The organism is Ponticaulis profundi (assembly GCF_042659465.1).
GTDB classification, from domain to species: domain Bacteria; phylum Pseudomonadota; class Alphaproteobacteria; order Caulobacterales; family Hyphomonadaceae; genus Ponticaulis; species Ponticaulis profundi.
In genome coordinates this window covers 460,986-478,285 of sequence record NZ_JBHSSW010000066.1, presented here as the reverse complement: position 1 = coordinate 478,285, position 17,300 = coordinate 460,986, and the positions used below count along the sequence as shown (strand labels likewise).

17 protein-coding genes and 2 tRNA genes are annotated in these 17,300 nt (G+C 52.3%); 9 read left to right on the top strand and 10 right to left on the bottom strand.

Annotated elements, in window-relative coordinates; all coding sequences use genetic code 11:
• Positions 1-9: 9 nt before the first annotated feature.
• Together glnA and ACFQDM_RS18200 are read right to left on the bottom strand one after the other, a co-directional pair.
• Positions 10-1,398 carry a type I glutamate--ammonia ligase gene (glnA, locus tag ACFQDM_RS18205; protein WP_377382504.1) on the bottom strand — a complete coding sequence of 463 codons (1,389 nt, stop codon included), beginning with the start codon at positions 1,396-1,398 and terminating at the stop codon, positions 10-12.
• A gap of 49 nt (positions 1,399-1,447) precedes the next feature.
• The gene (locus ACFQDM_RS18200; RefSeq protein WP_377381803.1) at positions 1,448-1,786 is read right to left on the bottom strand and encodes a P-II family nitrogen regulator; all 339 of its coding nucleotides are present in this window, start codon (positions 1,784-1,786) and stop codon (positions 1,448-1,450) included.
• 325 nt (positions 1,787-2,111) lie between these two features.
• On the opposite strand from ACFQDM_RS18200, the gene ACFQDM_RS18195 reads away from it, so the two are divergent.
• Together ACFQDM_RS18195 and ACFQDM_RS18190 are read left to right on the top strand one after the other, a co-directional pair.
• On the top strand, positions 2,112-2,900 hold the full coding sequence (locus ACFQDM_RS18195; protein WP_377381800.1) for a Coq4 family protein: 789 nt from the start codon (positions 2,112-2,114) through the stop codon (positions 2,898-2,900).
• 51 nt (positions 2,901-2,951) lie between these two features.
• Positions 2,952-3,036 (top strand) — tRNA-Leu (locus ACFQDM_RS18190).
• A gap of 33 nt (positions 3,037-3,069) precedes the next feature.
• Here ACFQDM_RS18190 and eda read toward each other — a convergent pair.
• The 6 genes from eda to ACFQDM_RS18160 all read right to left on the bottom strand — a co-directional run bounded on the left by eda (position 3,070) and on the right by ACFQDM_RS18160 (position 8,939).
• Positions 3,070-3,714, bottom strand: coding sequence for a bifunctional 4-hydroxy-2-oxoglutarate aldolase/2-dehydro-3-deoxy-phosphogluconate aldolase (gene eda / locus ACFQDM_RS18185; protein ID WP_377381797.1), 645 nt, complete (start codon positions 3,712-3,714; stop codon positions 3,070-3,072).
• Positions 3,711-4,685 (bottom strand): glucokinase, encoded by a 975-nt coding sequence (locus ACFQDM_RS18180; RefSeq protein ID WP_377381795.1) that lies wholly within the window; start codon positions 4,683-4,685, stop codon positions 3,711-3,713. The genes eda and ACFQDM_RS18180 overlap by 4 nt, the downstream gene beginning before the upstream one ends.
• On the bottom strand, positions 4,682-6,517 hold the full coding sequence (gene edd / locus ACFQDM_RS18175) for a phosphogluconate dehydratase (protein WP_377381792.1): 1,836 nt from the start codon (positions 6,515-6,517) through the stop codon (positions 4,682-4,684). The genes ACFQDM_RS18180 and edd overlap by 4 nt, the downstream gene beginning before the upstream one ends.
• Positions 6,514-7,200 (bottom strand): 6-phosphogluconolactonase, encoded by a 687-nt coding sequence (pgl, locus tag ACFQDM_RS18170; protein ID WP_377381789.1) that lies wholly within the window; start codon positions 7,198-7,200, stop codon positions 6,514-6,516. Before pgl ends, edd begins: the two co-directional genes overlap by 4 nt.
• Positions 7,200-8,672, bottom strand: coding sequence for a glucose-6-phosphate dehydrogenase (gene zwf, locus ACFQDM_RS18165; RefSeq protein WP_377381787.1), 1,473 nt, complete (start codon positions 8,670-8,672; stop codon positions 7,200-7,202). Before zwf ends, pgl begins: the two co-directional genes overlap by 1 nt.
• A gap of 179 nt (positions 8,673-8,851) precedes the next feature.
• Positions 8,852-8,939: transfer RNA gene (locus ACFQDM_RS18160), tRNA-Ser, on the bottom strand.
• Between the two features lie 389 nt (positions 8,940-9,328).
• Here ACFQDM_RS18160 and ACFQDM_RS18155 point away from each other — a divergent pair.
• From ACFQDM_RS18155 to mazG, 7 genes are all read left to right on the top strand, one after another.
• Positions 9,329-10,264: a septal ring lytic transglycosylase RlpA family protein gene (locus ACFQDM_RS18155; RefSeq protein ID WP_377381784.1), complete on the top strand. Its 936-nt coding sequence runs from the start codon at positions 9,329-9,331 to the stop codon at positions 10,262-10,264.
• A 125-nt stretch (positions 10,265-10,389) separates the two neighbouring features.
• Positions 10,390-11,565, top strand: a complete 1,176-nt coding sequence (locus ACFQDM_RS18150; protein WP_377381781.1) for a D-alanyl-D-alanine carboxypeptidase family protein — start codon at positions 10,390-10,392, stop codon at positions 11,563-11,565.
• On the top strand, positions 11,562-12,215 hold the full coding sequence (tmk, locus tag ACFQDM_RS18145; RefSeq protein ID WP_377381778.1) for a dTMP kinase: 654 nt from the start codon (positions 11,562-11,564) through the stop codon (positions 12,213-12,215). The genes ACFQDM_RS18150 and tmk overlap by 4 nt, the downstream gene beginning before the upstream one ends.
• Positions 12,215-13,195, top strand: a complete 981-nt coding sequence (locus ACFQDM_RS18140; protein ID WP_377381776.1) for an AAA family ATPase — start codon at positions 12,215-12,217, stop codon at positions 13,193-13,195. Before tmk ends, ACFQDM_RS18140 begins: the two co-directional genes overlap by 1 nt.
• Positions 13,185-13,970 (top strand): TatD family hydrolase, encoded by a 786-nt coding sequence (locus ACFQDM_RS18135; protein ID WP_377381773.1) that lies wholly within the window; start codon positions 13,185-13,187, stop codon positions 13,968-13,970. Before ACFQDM_RS18140 ends, ACFQDM_RS18135 begins: the two co-directional genes overlap by 11 nt.
• A gap of 128 nt (positions 13,971-14,098) precedes the next feature.
• Positions 14,099-14,773, top strand: a complete 675-nt coding sequence (locus tag ACFQDM_RS18130) for an MBL fold metallo-hydrolase (RefSeq protein WP_377381770.1) — start codon at positions 14,099-14,101, stop codon at positions 14,771-14,773.
• A 51-nt stretch (positions 14,774-14,824) separates the two neighbouring features.
• Complete coding sequence (mazG, locus tag ACFQDM_RS18125; protein WP_377381767.1) at positions 14,825-15,643, top strand: nucleoside triphosphate pyrophosphohydrolase; 819 nt, start codon at positions 14,825-14,827, stop codon at positions 15,641-15,643.
• Here mazG and hflX read toward each other — a convergent pair.
• Entirely contained in the window at positions 15,640-16,989 is a 1,350-nt protein-coding gene (gene hflX / locus ACFQDM_RS18120) for a GTPase HflX (protein WP_377381764.1), read from the bottom strand. The genes mazG and hflX overlap by 4 nt on opposite strands.
• Positions 16,990-16,995: 6 nt before the next feature.
• Entirely contained in the window at positions 16,996-17,244 is a 249-nt protein-coding gene (gene hfq / locus ACFQDM_RS18115) for an RNA chaperone Hfq (RefSeq protein WP_377381762.1), read from the bottom strand.
• Positions 17,245-17,300: the final 56 nt, after the last annotated feature.

The window sequence follows — 17,300 nt, the reverse complement described above, 5'->3', positions numbered from 1 at the left end:
GTATCGCGATTAAACTTTGTAGTACATCTCGAATTCGACTGGGTGAGGGTGGAGCTCGAAGTTCATGACTTCTTCCATCTTCAGGTCGATGTAACCGTCGATCTGGTCGTCATCGAAGACGTTACCAGCTTTGAGGAACTCACGATCAGCATCGAGGCTTGCCAGGGCTTCACGGAGTGAGCCGCACACCTGCGGAATAGCTTTCGCTTCTTCAGCTGGCAGGTCGTAGAGGTCCTTGTCCATAGCGTCGCCAGGGTGGATCTTGTTCTGAATGCCGTCGAGACCGGCCATGAGGAGACCAGCAAACGCGAGGTAAGGGTTCGCACCTGGATCTGGGAAGCGTGTTTCGATACGTTTCGCTTTCGGCGATGAGCCGTAAGGAATACGGATAGAAGCAGAGCGGTTGCGTGCAGAATAAGCGAGCATGACTGGCGCTTCATAACCTGGGACGAGACGCTTGTAAGAGTTCGTCAGTGGGTTTGTCAGAGCATTCAGGGCTTTCGCGTGCTTGATGATACCGCCAATGTAATACAGGCAGGTTTCAGACAGGTCAGCATAGCCGTCGCCAGCAAACGTCGGTCCACCGTCTTTCCAGATAGACTGGTGAACGTGCATGCCAGAGCCGTTGTCTTTGTACATTGGTTTCGGCATGAAGGTCGCAGACTTGCCGTAAGACGCAGCTACGTTGTGAACCACATACTTGTAGTCTTGGACGCGGTCAGCCATTTCCAGAAGTGTACCGAAAACCATGCCGAGTTCGTGCTGAGCAGGCGCAACTTCGTGGTGCTGTTTCTCTGGCTTCATGCCCATCTCTTTCATGACAGACAGCATTTCAGAACGCATGTCTTGTTCAGAGTCGACAGGAGGAACAGGGAAGTAACCACCTTTTGGACCTGGGCGGTGACCCATATTGCCCATTTCATATTCTTTGGCCGTGTTGACCGGAAGTTCAGCGGAATCGAACTCATAGCCGGTTTTGTGCGGCTCAACTGACCAGCGAACATCGTCGAAAACGAAGAATTCTGGCTCTGGACCGAAGTAAGCTGTGTCGCCGATGCCTGTCGACTTCAGGTACGTTTCAGCTTTCTTCGCTGTCATGCGAGGGTCACGGTTGTACGCATCCATTGTGCCCGGATTCAGGATGTCGCATTTTACCGTCATGGTGGTCTGCTGGAAAAATGGGTCGAGCTTTGCCGTCGACGCATCTGGTTTCAGGACCATGTCGGACTCGTTGATGGCTTTCCAGCCTGCGATCGAAGAACCATCGAACATGGTGCCATCTTCGAACATGTCTGCATCAACCGCGTCAGCCGTGAAGGTGACGTGCTGCAGCTTGCCCCGGACGTCTGTAAAACGCAGGTCCACGAACTGTACGTCCTGGTCCTTGATCATTTTCATTACTTCGTCGGACACTATTTTCCCTCCAATTTTGGGTTAACTCTAGAATTTAAACAGCGGTTTCGCCGCGTTCACCTGTACGAATGCGCACTACGTCGGAAACATCTGACAGGAAGATCTTTCCGTCACCGATTTTGCCTGTGCGTGCGGTTTCGGTGATGGCCTTCACCGCTTCTTCGACGAGACCGTCTGGGACAATGATCTCAATTTTCAGCTTCGGCAGAAAATCGACAACATACTCAGCACCGCGGTAAAGTTCCGTGTGTCCCCGCTGACGGCCAAAGCCTTTCGCTTCAATAACGGTCATCCCGTGCAGGCCCAGTTCCTGGAGGGCATCCTTTACCTCATCCAGTTTGAAAGGCTTGATCACGGCTTCTATTTTTTTCATTCCGCAGTCATTCTCCCGAACACATATCCTTTGTGGCCTACCATTCCAGCCTCTGCTCGTAAGGGGGAGGAATGCGTCTCCGATCTGAATAATTTTTGGCGCACAAAAAATGTGCGCTGTGAGACAAATAATAGGCAGGTCCAATTCGGCCGGAATGGCGAAGAAATTCGGGTCTCACGTTTGACGAGAAAAAGAGGGTCCGGGTCTTTTGAAACGAGGTGTGCAGCAATTCGTGCTGAATGATAACGAAATCGTTCAGGCTGTATTTTTTGGAGAAAATCGCTTATGATTTGATCACAAAATAAAAGCAGGGAGGGAATGAGGCATGCTTCAGTCCTTGGAATTGAATGGCGTTAACGTGACGATGCCGGACGTTCGACACCGCCGCCGAAATTGGAAGAAGGCATTCCATGCGATGGATCTTCTTCTGAAAGATGGCGAAGATACAAAGCAGGCATTTGAAATTATCAATGCGCTCGCGGGACGATCGGTCGAGCGAAGCTTCGGTCGGTTTCTGGAAACGGCGTCAGGGAGGGGGCTTTTTGAAAGGCGCGAAGAGTTGGCGGGGATACTGGATGACCATGCATTCCTTCGCCAATTGCCAGCCGGATCATTTGGGTGTGCGTATTTAACGTTCGTGACGTCGGAAGGACTTTCCGCTCAGGGGTTGGTGGACGAAAATGGCAAGATCGAGAATTATCAGCCTGATAACCCGAACGATGACCTTGCATGGTACAGTCGCCGCCTTCGCGACATGCATGACCTCTGGCATGTCCTGACGGGGTATGGTCGTGACGGTTTAGGGGAACTTGCGTTATTAGCTTTTTCGTATTCGCAATCCAGGAATCCGGGCCTGATGTTCATTGCTTATCTTGGCGCGCGCGCCGATCGAAAGGATCTTGGATTTCCACAGGCAATGAAAGTTATTTGGAGTGCGAAAGCAGCCGGAAAACGCGCAGCTTTCCTGCCATCTGTCGACGTTGTCGACTTGTTTGCGCGACCGCTTGATGAAGTGCGTCGTTCGCTGTGCATCGAAAGTCCACTCACATATCTGGATGTTCTGCCAGATTTTCTGGACCGCTGGAATCAAAGGAAACTGCAGGCCGCGCTCTGATTGCGGCTTGCATCTTCTTTCGAAACCTTGCAAAAGGCTGAGCTTCAAAGTGCGGATGTGGCGAAACTGGTAGACGCACCAGATTTAGGTTCTGGCGCCGAGAGGCGTGGGGGTTCGAGTCCCTTCATCCGCACCACTTTTCTTTAAATATTGTGGCAGTTGGCGCTTCTCAGTCAGATTGAAGCTCTTCACGTGATTCTTTCGCCAGCAAGGCGATCACGTCCCATTCTCCGTTCTCAATGAGTTCATTCGGCACGATCCATGAGCCGCCAACCGCGATTACATTTGGTAGGTCCAGATACTGTCTGGCATTGCCCATGCTGATGCCGCCGGTTGGCATGAAGTGCACATCCGGGACAGGACCGCCCAACGCCTTCAAGAATTTGCTTCCGCCTGCTGGTTCTGCAGGAAAGAATTTTTGAACGGAAAATCCAGCAGATCTCAGCGCCAGAGATTCCGAGACCGTTGAACAGCCGGGGAAAACAGCGCCATCAAAAGCCATAAGGGCAGGCAGCAGGGACGCAGGTGTACCCGGTGTAACCAGGAATTCTGCGCCCGCATTTGCGGCGGAGTTTACTTGTGCCTCGGTCGTGATGGTGCCAGCACCGATCAGGGCATCAAGTTTTGCTTGTTTCATCTCTTGTATGGCATCCAGAGCGCAGTCGGTTCGAAGCGTGACTTCCAGTACATCGACTCCGCCTGCAATGAGCGCTTTCGCTAATGGAACAGCGTGTTTGACGTTGTGAATGGTGATGACCGGAATGATGCAGCACGCTTCCATTCGTTCGATTGTCGCGGGGGAAATGGCGGTCATGCTGCAGCATCCGTTTCAAATTGCAGTGCCGCGGCGCCGATCAGTGGTGCTTCTCCGTTGAGCAGGACTTTGACAGGTGTGTGCCGCAAGTAAGGGGTCATCGGTCCGCGCTCGTGAAAACGCGCAATCGCGGATGTTGATCGGAGCCACGGTATGATGCGTTTCGCGACGCCGCCCGTCAGTACAACGCCGCGTTTGGCGCCTGATATTAGCGCCGCGTCTCCGATTGCCCCCATCACCGCACGTGCTCTGAACTGAAGCACTTCAATGCAGATGTCATCGTTCTGGTCAGCTTTCTGGATAATGTCTGAAGCAGAAAGCTCTTCAGGCGCAATGCCATGAAGTTGGCAAATCGCTTTGTAGACAGCGTTCAGCCAGTAGCCGGAGACGATCATTTCATTTGAGACATAACCGTTTGTATCTGTGATGGTCGACATGATGTCGAACTCTCGCTGCGTGCGTGGGGCAAATGCAGCGTGTCCACCTTCGCCTGTCAGCACTTCCCAGCCTTCAGTTCGCTCCAGCAGGGTCGAGATGCCGAAGCCTGTCCCAGGCCCAGTCACGAGAATCGGACCTTCCGGAACGAGATTGCTTTCAATGATATCGGAAAATTCAGAGTCCGGGAGTTCGGGAACGCCGCGCGCCATGGCTGCAAAATCATTTACGATCCGCACGCTTTTCAGGCCAAAACGACTTGCAATATTTTCTGGAATGATTTTTGGCCAGGCGCGGTTCGTCAGTTTTATTGAGCCATCGGCCTCAATGGGGCCTGCGAGTGCAAAAAGGGCCTGTGAAATTGTCGCTTGTGTTTGTTCGATATATCGTCCGACGACTTCATCAAAACTTGGCAGGTTCGGATCTGAGAAAATCTCTATATCACTCAGCTCGATCTTCCCTTTGATGCGTGATGCCAGTGCGAGACGAACATTCGTACCACCTACATCGCCAACAAGTACCTGTTCTGAATTCATGCTTTCTGCATCCCTGGAAATGTGAAAAAGGTGGCACCTTTGGACGCGTCACTCGCTTCATGGCGCATTGGTCCAAACATTTCGCGTCCGAGGCCGACAGAATGAAGGTTAGGGCGGAAAACGGCTGGCTCCCGATCTTCGAATACATCGCCGGTTTTCAACAAATCAAGCGAACCTTGTTCTGTGTCCAGCCTAACGCGGTCACCGTCTCTCAAACGGGCAATTGGGCCGCCTCTCGCAGCTTCAGGTGAGAGATGGATCGCGTTTGGGATTTTTCCGCTCGCACCTGACATACGACCATCGGTAACGAGTGCGACCTTGAATCCCTGGTCCTGCAACGATCCCAGTATCGGTGTGAGAGAGTGTAGCTCTGGCATACCGTTTGCGCCGGGTCCCTGGAACCGAACCACGACGATAACATCCTTGTTCAACTCGCCATTCTTATAAGCTGTTTTAACGCTTTCCTGATCGTCGAAAACGCGTATGTCAGCTTCGACGACACGGTGTTCTGGCTTTACCGCCGACACTTTAGAAACGCTTTCGCCCAAACCACCTTCGATAAGGCGTAGACCGCCATCTTTCTGGAACGGGTTATCGATTGGGCGTAGAATGTCTTCTTCGCCAGATTCAGCGGGCGGTTCCTGCCAATCGATCTGTCCGTCAGCCGCAAGAAACGGCTCTTTGCTCTGATCTGCCAGCGTGCCGGTGATCGTTTGTGCCTCTGCGTGTATCAGGCCACCCTTGATGAGCTCGCGGATTAGAAAACCCATGCCGCCAGCCGCATGGAAATGGTTCACGTCCGCGGCACTATTGGGGTAGATACGGCAGAGGAGGGGGGTCGCGTGAGAAATTTCGGCCATATCTTCTGGCGTGAGGTCCACGCCGCAAGCCGCTGCCATCGCCACAAGATGAAGGACCAGATTGGTTGATCCTCCTGTTGCCATGAGGCCAACCACCGCATTCACGATCGACCGCTCGTCAATCATCTCGCCCACTGGCAAATATTCGCCGGCGATGGTTAGTGAAGCAGCTTTCCTGGTTGCTTCTTTGGTAAGCGCTTCACGAAGGCCGGTGCCGGGTGGCACAAAAGCAGATCCCGGTAGATGAAGGCCCATCATTTCCATGACCATCTGGTTGGAATTCGCTGTTCCGTAGAATGTGCATGTGCCGGGCGCGTGATAGCTTTCCGATTCGGCGCGTAAGAGTTCGTCCCGCCCGACTTTTCCCTGAGCAAACTCCTGTCGGATCCGTGCTTTTTCTGGATTTGGGAGTCCTGATGGCATCGGACCAGCGGGTACAAATACAGCAGGAAGCCAGCCAAAACGCAGTGCGGCGATGACAAGACCGGGCACGATTTTGTCACAGACACCCAGATACATCGCGGCATCGAACGTATCATGAGAAAGAGCGATTCCGGCCGCCATTGCGATGACATCGCGTGAGAATAGGGAAAGCTCCATACCGTCCTGCCCTTGGGTGACGCCGTCACACATTGCGGGAACGCCGCCTGCTACCTGAGCGGTGGCCTGAACGTCACGTGCAGCCTGTCGTATAACCTGAGGGTATGTTTCGTAGGGCTGGTGCGCGGACAACATGTCATTATACGCAGTCACAATTCCGATATTCGGCCAACTCGCTCCCAGGAGTTGAACTTTGTCCATAACTGCGCATCCAGCACTCGCATGCGCCTGATTGCCTTCAGATAGGCGCTTGCGCGCAAAGGATTCCGGTTTTTGATCGCGGATCAGATTGAGATAAATAGAGCGACTTTCTGCAGAACGGGTGCGGATGCGTTCTGTGACGCGTTCTATAACAGGATGAAGTGTCGTCATGGTATCCATACCGTTTCGATTTGATCATCACGTTCCGTGAAAAGTTTGTGGATCGGCAAACTGCACTGCTTCTGCAAAACGGCCCGCTTCTGATCACCACTGATCAGCAGTAAAACAGCGTCTGCATTAGCCAGAACCGGCATCGTCACCGTCATTCTGGAGGTATGCGCGCCTGCGACTGCACAGTTGGTAGCATCAATGGCTTGAACGCGCTTCGACGTCGATGAGTTCATTGCTTCATCAAGTCCCTTGGATTCCGGAAACCAGCTCGCGGTGTGACCATCGGGTCCCATGCCAATGATGGCGACGCTCGGTTTTGCAAAAGGCTTGTACATGGCATCGACGTCCTGCTCAGCATTTTTCGCGTTCAGGGATGGTATTTTCATGGGCACAAAAGACGCAGCCGACGCATTGTTTTGAAGAAAATGCGTTCGAACCAGACGCTCATTTGACGCTTGATCGTCGGGCTCCACCCAGCGCTCATCGACCAGTCCGACATCAACCCGTGACCAACTCAGAGCTTCGTGACTGAGGCGCTCGTAAAGCGGAGCAGGTGTTGTGCCGCCTGAGAGGAGCATGGATGCGTGGGCGTTAGCTTCGATCGTTTTACTGATCGCATCCGCGCAAAGTTTCGAAGCGAAAGAAAACGCTTCGGTTTTGTTCTTGAAGGCGTGGAAGGCCATTACTTGCTTTGCCCCTGCCACCAGGACCGTCCATCACGGTCTAACAGCATCGCTGAGGACACCGGACCGTCAGATCCTGCTGTGTAATCGTCAGGCTTTTTATCAACACCTTCCCAGGCGGCGATGAGATCATCTACCCAGCGCCAGGCTGCTTCGACCTCGTCTCTGCGCATGAAGAGCGCCAGGTTGCCCCTGACCACATCCATTAGCAGACGTTCATATGCGTCAGGATACCGAACTGTGAAGTTCTCAGCATAGGACAGGTTGAGGGGCAGTGATTTTATGCGTAGCCCACCCGGCCCAGGTTCTTTGATATGGAGAAACAGTCGGACCGCTTCGTCGGGCTGAAGCTTGATGACGAGCTTGTTCGCATCCTCGCCGTTCGATCCAAAGATCGAGTGAGCGACGTTTTTGAATTGAATGACGATCTCAGACGTACGACGTTTCATCCGCTTGCCGGTTCGAAGGTAGAAGGGAATGCCGGCCCAACGCCAGTTATCAATCTCGGCTTTGATGGCGACGAAGGTCTCTGTAGATGAATTCGGCTCGCCGAGGTCATCGAGATAGCCTGGAACGGGTGTGCCGTTCACTAGACCTTCAGCGTACTGGCCGCGAACGGTGTGTGTTCGCGCGCGCTCTTCGTCAAATCGTACAAGAGCTCTTAGAACTTTGATCTTCTCTGTACGAATTTCATCGGCGTCCATGGAATTCGGTGGCTCCATGGCAATCAGGCAAAGCAGCTGCAGAATGTGATTCTGAACCATGTCGCGCAGAGCGCCGGATTTGTCATAGTATCCTGCGCGTCCTTCGAGCCCCAGGTTTTCGGCAACCGTAATCTGGACGTGGTCGATGTGGTGACGGGACCAAACCGGTTCGAAAAGTGTGTTTGAAAATCGAAGAACCATCAGGTTCTGAACAGTTTCCTTGCCGAGATAGTGATCTATTCGGAAAATTTGACTCTCGTCGAAAACGGCGCACACGCCATCATTGATTTTGGCAGCTGAATCGAAATCGCGACCGATCGGTTTTTCGAGGACAACCCGCGACGCAGAGGTGACCATCTCGGCTTTTTTGAGAGAGGCGCAAATCTGTACGTAAAGGGCAGGGGCGGTTGCCAGATAGTAGATACAGGCGCGATCATCGAGGCTCAGTTTCGAACGGAGCGGTTTCCATTCCTTTTTGGGCGCGGAAATATCGAGTTGCTGATAGTCGAGCAGTTTCGCGAAGGAATCCCAGGCATCATCCGTCCAGTCCGAGTCGGAGGTCGCGGCAATGCAGGCTTCTCTTGCCATCTCGGCATAGGCTTCTCTGGACATTTCAGATCGCGCACAGCCGATTATGCGTGAGTCGTCGGTTATCTGATCGTCGAGATATCTGTGAAACAGTGCAGGCAGGAGTTTTCTGCGGGTCAGGTCGCCTGTGCCGCCGAAAATAACGAGTTCAAATGGTTCTACTGGAATAAATTGAGCCATGAAGCATCCTGTCGCTGAGAGGGTGACACTGAACACAGTTTCTGGCCAGCGAATAAACGCTGAATAAATGATAAATTCGTCAATCGCCAGATAAATAAACAAGCCTGCGGGCGTTTTGGGCCCGTTTCTGCCATCACTTTCTCACAGGAAAGAAATCATTTCAGGGGAAGTCAAGTTCCTGGCGGATGAGGAGGGATTCGAACCCCCGGAACCTCTCGGTTCAACGGTTTTCAAGACCGCCGCAATCGACCACTCTGCCACTCATCCAGTCAGGGAGCCCGAAATGGACGGGAATTCGTCGTTTGGCAAGACGAAAATGCAATTTTTTTTGGAAGATATCGAAAGACTGCGATTTAAGGAAAATTTAACTGTGAAAACCGCCGCACGAAGTGCAAATCTGTGGTTAACAATGTTTACCATACATTCATCCGAAGTATGGCACATATCAAATACTTAAAAAATGCATCGGTTTAAATTAACCGTTCGGGAAACGTCACCGCGTAATCTGCGAACATAAGTCGGCGAACAAAAAAGAGACCGGCTGCTCCAAACCAAAAGGTGAGGGGCGTCCAGATGGTGAAAAAGGGAAGACCAGAATGCAACGGAGCCCAAAGTGGCCTCTGAGAAAGGCCCTAGTGTATTCAATTGCCGGATTAATGACGGCTTCTGCCGCCCATGCCGGTACACTCGAACGATCAAACGGCTTTAAAGCCGGCAACGCCTATGAGACTTCCATGCGCGTTGGCGATAAAGCTCAATTCTATTCAGAAACATCCCGTTCAAGAAATGATGATCGGTTCTTCTATCCAGACGAGCCAGTTCGCCCGCGAGATGGTGGTGCTGCGACCACGATCGATCTGAATGATGGTGTTGTGCAGATGGCGTCGCTTTCGTCCGCAGCTCTACCCACGTCGAGAAAAGATCCTTTCGATGAGGCGTCCTACAAGAAAGTCGGTAAACCATATACGATCAATGGAAAGCGATATACGCCAAAGGTTGATCCATTCTACAGCGAGATCGGCACGGCATCCTGGTATGGCCCTGGCTTTGATGGTGGTATCACCGCAATCGGTGAGCGCTTCGACATGAACGCGCTGACCGCAGCGCATCCAACCCTGCCGCTTCCAAGTCTTGTGCGCGTCACGAATTTGGAGAATGGCCGAAACATCGTGGTTCGGTTGAATGATCGTGGTCCATTCAAAAAAGGACGCATTATCGATGTATCAAAGGCCGCTGCGACCAAGCTCGGCATGATCAATAATGGCAGTGCCCGCGTTCGTGTGGATTTTGTGGGTCCGATCGATGAAGGCTATCAGGACGCTCCTGTCACCAAAATCGCTGCGGCTCCGACGGCCGAATCGCATTTTGTGCAACTTGGTTCTTTCGCTGAACGCTCGAACGCGGAAAGCTTCCTTCGCGAAGTTTCGGCGTACTCTGGTGGAGCCGATATTGTATTTGCAGATGTGAACGGTGCGCGCCGATACCGTGTTGTCGTGGGACCATTCCTTACGAAAACTGATGCAAGCAACATTCAGAGCCAGATGGCTCGGAATGGTTATAAAGGTCTCGTGGTTCGTAACCCGCAGACCTGATCCGTCTGGGACCTTTGCTCGGCTTATTCATGAGGTGACTTGATCGCCGCAATGATGCCTATATTTCACTTTCTGTTATGCGGTGCGCCTCTTTCGGGCGCACCGTTTTTGTGTGAAAAAGTGACATGATCTGGATTCGCCGACTTTCCGTTTTGAGCTGTCTTGCCGCCCTTGCGGTATCACCTGCTTTCGCTTTCGAAACGCCTGCAAAGCAGGCTTTTATTCTCGACTATGAGACCGGCATTCCGCTTTACGCGAAGAATGCGGAGGAGCCGATGATTCCGGCCTCTATGACGAAGATTATGACGTCATATGTGGTCTTCGATATGCTTCAGAAAGGAACATTGTCCCCTGAAGCCAAGTTCACCGTCAGCCAGAACGCATGGGAAAAAGGTGGCTGGGCGTCTGGTGGATCCACTATGGGGCTTTCGATTGGTGAGTCGGTCAGCGTAATGGATTTGTTGACCGGTGTGATCGTTCTTTCAGGCAACGATGCCTGTATCGTGCTTGCCGAAGGCATTTCGGGTACGGAAGAAGCTTTCGCGAAGGAAATGACAGCGATTGCACAGGAAATGGGGCTGAAAACGGCCAGTTTCAAAAATGCAACCGGTCTCGATGAAGAAGGGCATGAGATCAGCGCAGCAGACCTTGCTATGCTCGCGAAGCTCAGTATTGAGACGCATCCGGAGTATTACGGGTTATACGCGCTACCATCCTTTGAGTGGAATGGCATCAGCCAGCCTAACCGTAACCCTATTCTCGGAAAGATTTCCGGTGTGGATGGGCTCAAAACCGGACACCTATCTGTCTCTGGATATGGTCTCGTTGCATCTGCAACTGAAGGCGATGAGCGCCGGATTGTCGTCATAAACGGGCTCGACAGCATTTCGGCACGCGCTGCAAGCGCTGAGCGTATGATGCGCGCGGCATTTCGACAGTTCGAGGTCGTCGCACCGTTTGAAGCTGGCGAAACAGTCGGCACAATTCCCGTGTGGCTCGGCAAGCAGGACACAGTAGAGGCTGTCGTGACCGATGACATCGCGATCGGCATTGAGTCTTCAGAGCGACGTGACATGAGCGCCAAAATCGTTCTTGCGACGGCCGTCACAGCGCCAATTGAAGAAGGCCAGAAGATCGGCACGCTGGTCATTTCGGGGGCGAATGGCCTGAGCGAAGAGTACCCTGTCGTTGCCAAGGAGAAAGTCTCCAAGATTGGCCTTCTTGGGCGAGCTTTTGAGGGATTCGCTGGCTTGTTCGATACAGGTGTCGCCACCAGTGAACCTGTCACTGAAGCGGAATGAGTCCGGGACTGTTCATCACGATAGAAGGCGGCGAAGGCGTTGGGAAAACAACGCTCATAAGCGGCCTTCGACATTATTTTTCTGATACCGGAGTGCCGGTGCTATTCACGCGAGAGCCGGGTGGTTCTGCGCGTGCTGAGGCGTTGAGAAATGTTCTTCTGTCGGAATTTGATGCCGAGAATGACATGACGGTCGAAACAGAGGCACTCATCATCTCGGCTGCGCGCAGTGATCATGTCGCGCATACGGTTTTGCCGGCTCTGAAAGAAGGTCGGCATGTCGTGTGCGACCGGTTTGCGGATTCGACGCGTGCGTATCAGGGGCATGCAATAGATTCCCAAAAACTTGAAAGCATCATCGAGTTTTCCACCCACGGTCTCCGTCCGGATATCACTTTGTTACTTGATGGCGATCCGGAAAAATTGCTTACGCGTCGGGTTGCGCGCGATGGAGCAAAAGACCGCTTCGAAGTTCGTGGTCTCGCATTCCATGATGCGGTTCGGAAGCGGTTTCTGAAGGTCGCGGATCAATTCCCATCGCGAATTTCGGTCATCAACGCCGAAGAAAGTCCGTCTGAAGTCCTGAAATCAGCCATCGCTTTCATCGAGAAGAAGCTTGCGACGCATAAATCCACTGCGGTGCTAAATTGATGTTTGGTCCTGTCGTAGGTCATGAGAAGAACATCGAGTCTTTTCTCCGGGCGATGTCATCACGCCGTTTTCATCATGCCTGGCTGTTTCACGGACCAAAGGGAATTGGAAAAGGTCTGCTCGCGCGAAATCTTGCCGCGCTGCTGTTAGGAGCAGAACGCGGCTCGGGATCTTCCTTTCAAGTGAAGAAAGGACGTGTGACAGATCTGATGTCGGCAGGCAGTCACCCGGATTTCAGATTGCTGGAAAAAACAGAGTCAGAAACGGGACGCCCTAGGCAGGACATACCCGTCGATGATCTACGAAAACTTCTACAGTTTTTTACGCTCAAACCAGCTTTGGGCGGACGTCGCGTTGCCATTATTGACTCGCTTGATGAAATGAACCCGAGTGGATCCAACGCACTTCTGAAGACGTTGGAGGAGCCTCCGAAGGACACGGTCCTTTTTCTCATCTATCATGGGAAGTCCGCACTGTTGCCGACCATTCGATCCAGATGTCAGAGATTACTTTTTCATCGTCTGGATGATGACGCGCTCAGATCCGCGATCGCGACCTCTGATTTTGCAGATACCGAGCCGTCGCAGGAATTGTTGAGATTGTCGGCCGGATCGCCCGGACAGGCCAAAACGTTTCTTGAAAATGACTGCGATCTTTTACTGGAAACGCTGGGAGACTTTTGTGAACGCGCCTGGCCTAATCCAAGTCCGCTCATTACGAACCGATTATTGAGTCTGATGGCTCAATCAGAAAGTCTGAACTTGATTGCCATGCAGTATCTTGAACAGTGGTGCCTGGCGCGGCTGGAAGAAGATCTCGATGTTAGCCTGAAAAAGAAAATATCGGTGGCTTGGCAAGAAACCCTTTTGGCGACAGGGCGAGCAAATCAGTTGAAACTCGATCTCACGGAGCGATCTGCGATGTGCCTCAGCAAGTTTCAGGCATTGGCCAGAGAATACGAGATTCAGAATGCTGTTTGATACCCACGTAAATCTTCACGGCGAACCATACGAACAGGATCTTCAGGACGTTCTCGCGCGTGCTCGCGAAGCGTCAGTAACCCGGATGCTCGCCATTTGCGACAAGATTGAAAATGTCGATCGGATCGCTGAGATCGTACGCGCTGAGAACAATATGTGGCGTTCGGTCGGTTCCCATCCGCATTATGCGAAAGATCATGGTTTTGTAACTGCCGAGCTGTTACTCGAACTCAGCGAACCTGAAGATGTTGTTGGCATCGGTGAAACTGGCTTGGATTTTCACTATGGATATAGTCCGGCCGACGATCAGAAGCGTGTTTTTCAGGCACATATTGAAGCGTGTCAGAGGTCTGGATTGCCCTTGATTGTTCACACGCGTGACGCCGATCAGGAAACGGGTGATATGCTGGAGGCGGCATATGCCGAGCAGCCGTTTCCCATCCTGATGCACTGCTACACAAGCGGTGAGGAGCTCGCACGTCGGGCGATAGACCTGGATGCTTATTTCTCTGTTTCCGGGATCGCAACATTCAAAAATGCGCATGACGTACGCGATGTCTTGAAGTTGTTTCCGAAGGATCGGGTTATTCTGGAGACGGATTGTCCGTATCTCGCTCCAGTGCCCATGCGTGGGCGTCGTAACGAGCCGGCATTCCTCGTCCATGTCTGCCAATATTTGGCTGATATGGAAGAGACATCTTACGAGGTGATTGCCAACCGAACGACAGAGAATGCAATGCGACTGTTTCAGCGGATCGAGCGTGCATCCGTATGAGCAATAACCGCGTCATCATACTGGGCTGTGGGTCATCTGGCGGCGTTCCAAGGATCGGAAACGAATGGGGAGCTTGTGATCCTCTCAATGGAAAGAATCGCCGGTCCCGCTGCGGGATCTATCTCGAGATGAATCGAGATAGTGATCAGCCCATCCATATGTTGATCGACACGGCTCCGGAACTTCGAGAGCAGCTGATCCGGAGTGAGATCAGTCTGGTCGATTGCGTTCTCTATACGCACACGCACGCAGACCAGTGTCATGGTATCGATGACCTTCGGGTCCTGGCGTATCTCCAGCGCGCGCAAATGCCCATCTACGGATCGAAGCGCACGATGGAAGAGCTGTGCGATAGATTTTCTTACTGCTTCCAGCGACCTTCAGGTTCGCCTTATCCGCCGATTTTGGACGCAAAGCCGCATATACATCCCTATAAGTTATTCGAGGCGAAGGGATTGCGCGGTGGTGCCGTTTCAGTCCTGCCGCTCGATCAGGACCACGGTAGCATGCGAAGCTTGGGGTTTCGCATGAACAACATCGCTTACTGTAATGACGTGGTCGAGTTGCCGGAGCAAAGTCTTGCCCAGCTGGAAGGGCTGGATCTGTTTATCGTCGATACACTTCGCTATGAGCCGCACCCTACGCATGCTCATCTGGAGCGTGTTCTCAGCTGGATAGAGCGGATTCAGCCGAAGCGGGCGGTTCTGACAAATCTGCATATCGACCTGGATTATGATAGGTTGCGGTCAGAGTTGCCAGCTCATGTTGAGCCGGCCTATGACGCCATGGTTTTGGATGTATAGTTTTCCCATAATATAGATTATGCGACAAATGGAAATACGAGGAGGCTTCTGATGTCTGATAGATCGTTGCAGAAGGAAGAAGCAGAGATTGACCGGCTTCGTAACATCATGGCGCGCCTGCGCGATCCGAAAGGCGGATGCCCTTGGGATCTCGAGCAGGATTTCTCGACTATAGCGCCCTACACAATCGAAGAAGCATATGAAGTTGCGGATGCGATTGAACGCAACGATCTGACAGACCTTCGCGGAGAACTTGGTGACCTGCTGTTTCAAGTTGTCTTCCATAGTCAGATGGCTGAGGAGAAAGGCGTCTTCAATTTTGACGATGTTGCTCAAGCAATCTCAGACAAGATGGTGGCGCGACATCCGCACGTCTTTGGTGAGGCTGAGCAACGAAATGCGACTGAACAGACGGTTGCGTGGGAAGAAATTAAACAGGCGGAGCGTGAAAAGCAGAGTAGCGATGAAAAGCTGAGTGCTTTGTCGGGTGTCGCCAATGCCCTTCCCGCCCTCATGCGTGCTCAAAAACTTCAAAAGCGAGCTGCGCGCGTGGGTTTTGACTGGCCCAATCCTTCTCCAATTATCGAAAAGATACACGAAGAGCTCGAGGAAGTCAAGGAAGCTATTGAAAATAAAGGAAAAAAAGAGGTTGAGGAAGAGTTGGGTGATTTGCTCTTCGTGTGCGTAAACCTCGTCAGAAAACTTGGTGGGGATGCCGAAGAGGTTCTTAAATCGGCGAATGCGAAATTCTATCGGCGTTTTACAGCGATGGAAGCGCTCGCGAGTGCCGCTGAGACTTCGTTTGCCGAGCTTTCGCTGGATGAACAGGAAGCGCTTTGGCAAGCTGTCAAAGCAGAAGAACGCAGCTAGTTGACGTTCTCTGTTCGAATTTGAATCTGCTTATCGATTTGCTCGGCATAGTCTTTCCGGAAGCGATTGAGTTCATCTTTCGAAATCTCAACGGACAACCGAACTGTATTTCCGTCATTCTCCTCTGTACGGGATAGGACAATTGCATTGCGATAAAGCCAGGCGAGTGCAGCACCCTGCTCTGTCCCCAGCGTGACATCGCAGGTCTGACTGAATTCAAAAACGTGCTGCAATATTGCTTTCCGGACGGCTTCGAGGCCGTCACCGGTCATTGCTGACACAAGGTAATTGTTTTCATCTGGTCGCAGGCTGTCAAAGTGGGCGAGATAATAGGACTTCTCTTCGGTGCCCAATCGGTCAGCCTTGTTCCAGATATCGATAACGGGCGGACATGGTTTCCCGGTGATGTCTTCCAGGTCTTCCAGAATATCGAGAACGTCTTCCGACTGTTCTTCCATGTCTGGTGAAGAAACATCATGCACGTGCAGAATGAGATCTGCATCCATGGACTCTTCCAAAGTTGCCTTGAATGACTCGATCAGATGGGTCGGGAGATCCGTAATGAAACCGACTGTATCAACGAGTGCAACACGCTTGTGTCGCTCTAGCTCGATTTGACGAATTGTGGGGTCGAGGGTTGCGAACGGCATGTCCTTGGCGAAGACATCCGCGCCAGATAGAGCGTTGAAGAGTGTCGATTTTCCTGCGTTTGTGTATCCGACAAGCGCGACAATGGGAAGTTCTCGGGACTTGCGGCCTGAACGGTGAAGACGCCGTGTCTTCTCAACATCTGAGAGCTGCTTTTTCAGACGAAGCAGAGCTGAGTCAATCATCCTCCGGTCAGCTTCAATCTGGGTCTCGCCGGGTCCCGAGATAAAGCCACGACCACCACGCTGACGTTCCAGGTGGGTCCAGGTGCGTACGAGTCGTGAGCGCTCATAGGAGAGCCGGGCTGTTTCGACCTGCAGACGACCGGCTTTGGTGCGAGCTCTCAGGCCGAAGATCTCAAGGATCAGTCCTGTGCGATCAATGACCTTGCAGCCAAGTGAGCGCTCGAGATTTCGCTGCTGAATTGGAGAGAGCGTTCCATCGACCACCAGAAGCTGGCAATCATGCGCTTCCAGATTCTCACCAATTGCTTGTAATTGCCCGCTTCCGAACAGATGCGAGGGTGTCGGTTTTCGAATATTCAGGATGTCAACGAACGCACAATCGCAATCAAGAGCCTCAATGAGGCCTTGTGTTTCGGCTGAGCGTTGTTGCTGAAGCGGCACACTCCCCGGTGTAACCGGTATGACCGCCGCGGCGACAATGCGTTCGTCTTGACCGTCTGAGACTGGTATCAAATCAGTTTAATCGTCCGAGTCATCACCTTCGAACAATTGTACCGGTTGCATTGGCATAATTGTTGAGATGGCATGTTTGTAGACGAGTTGTGGTGGACGACCGTCACCACGAAGAAGAACACAAAAGTTATCGAACCAGGTCACAACGCCCTGAAGCTTCACACCGTTGACGAGGAAGATCGTCAAAGGGGTGCGCGATTTCCGAACTGCGTTCAGGAATGTGTCTTGCAGATTCTGTTTTTTTTCCGACGACATCCGACAGTCTTTCTTATTTGCTTGTATTATCGCGTATGAATATGGCGGTAGCGTTT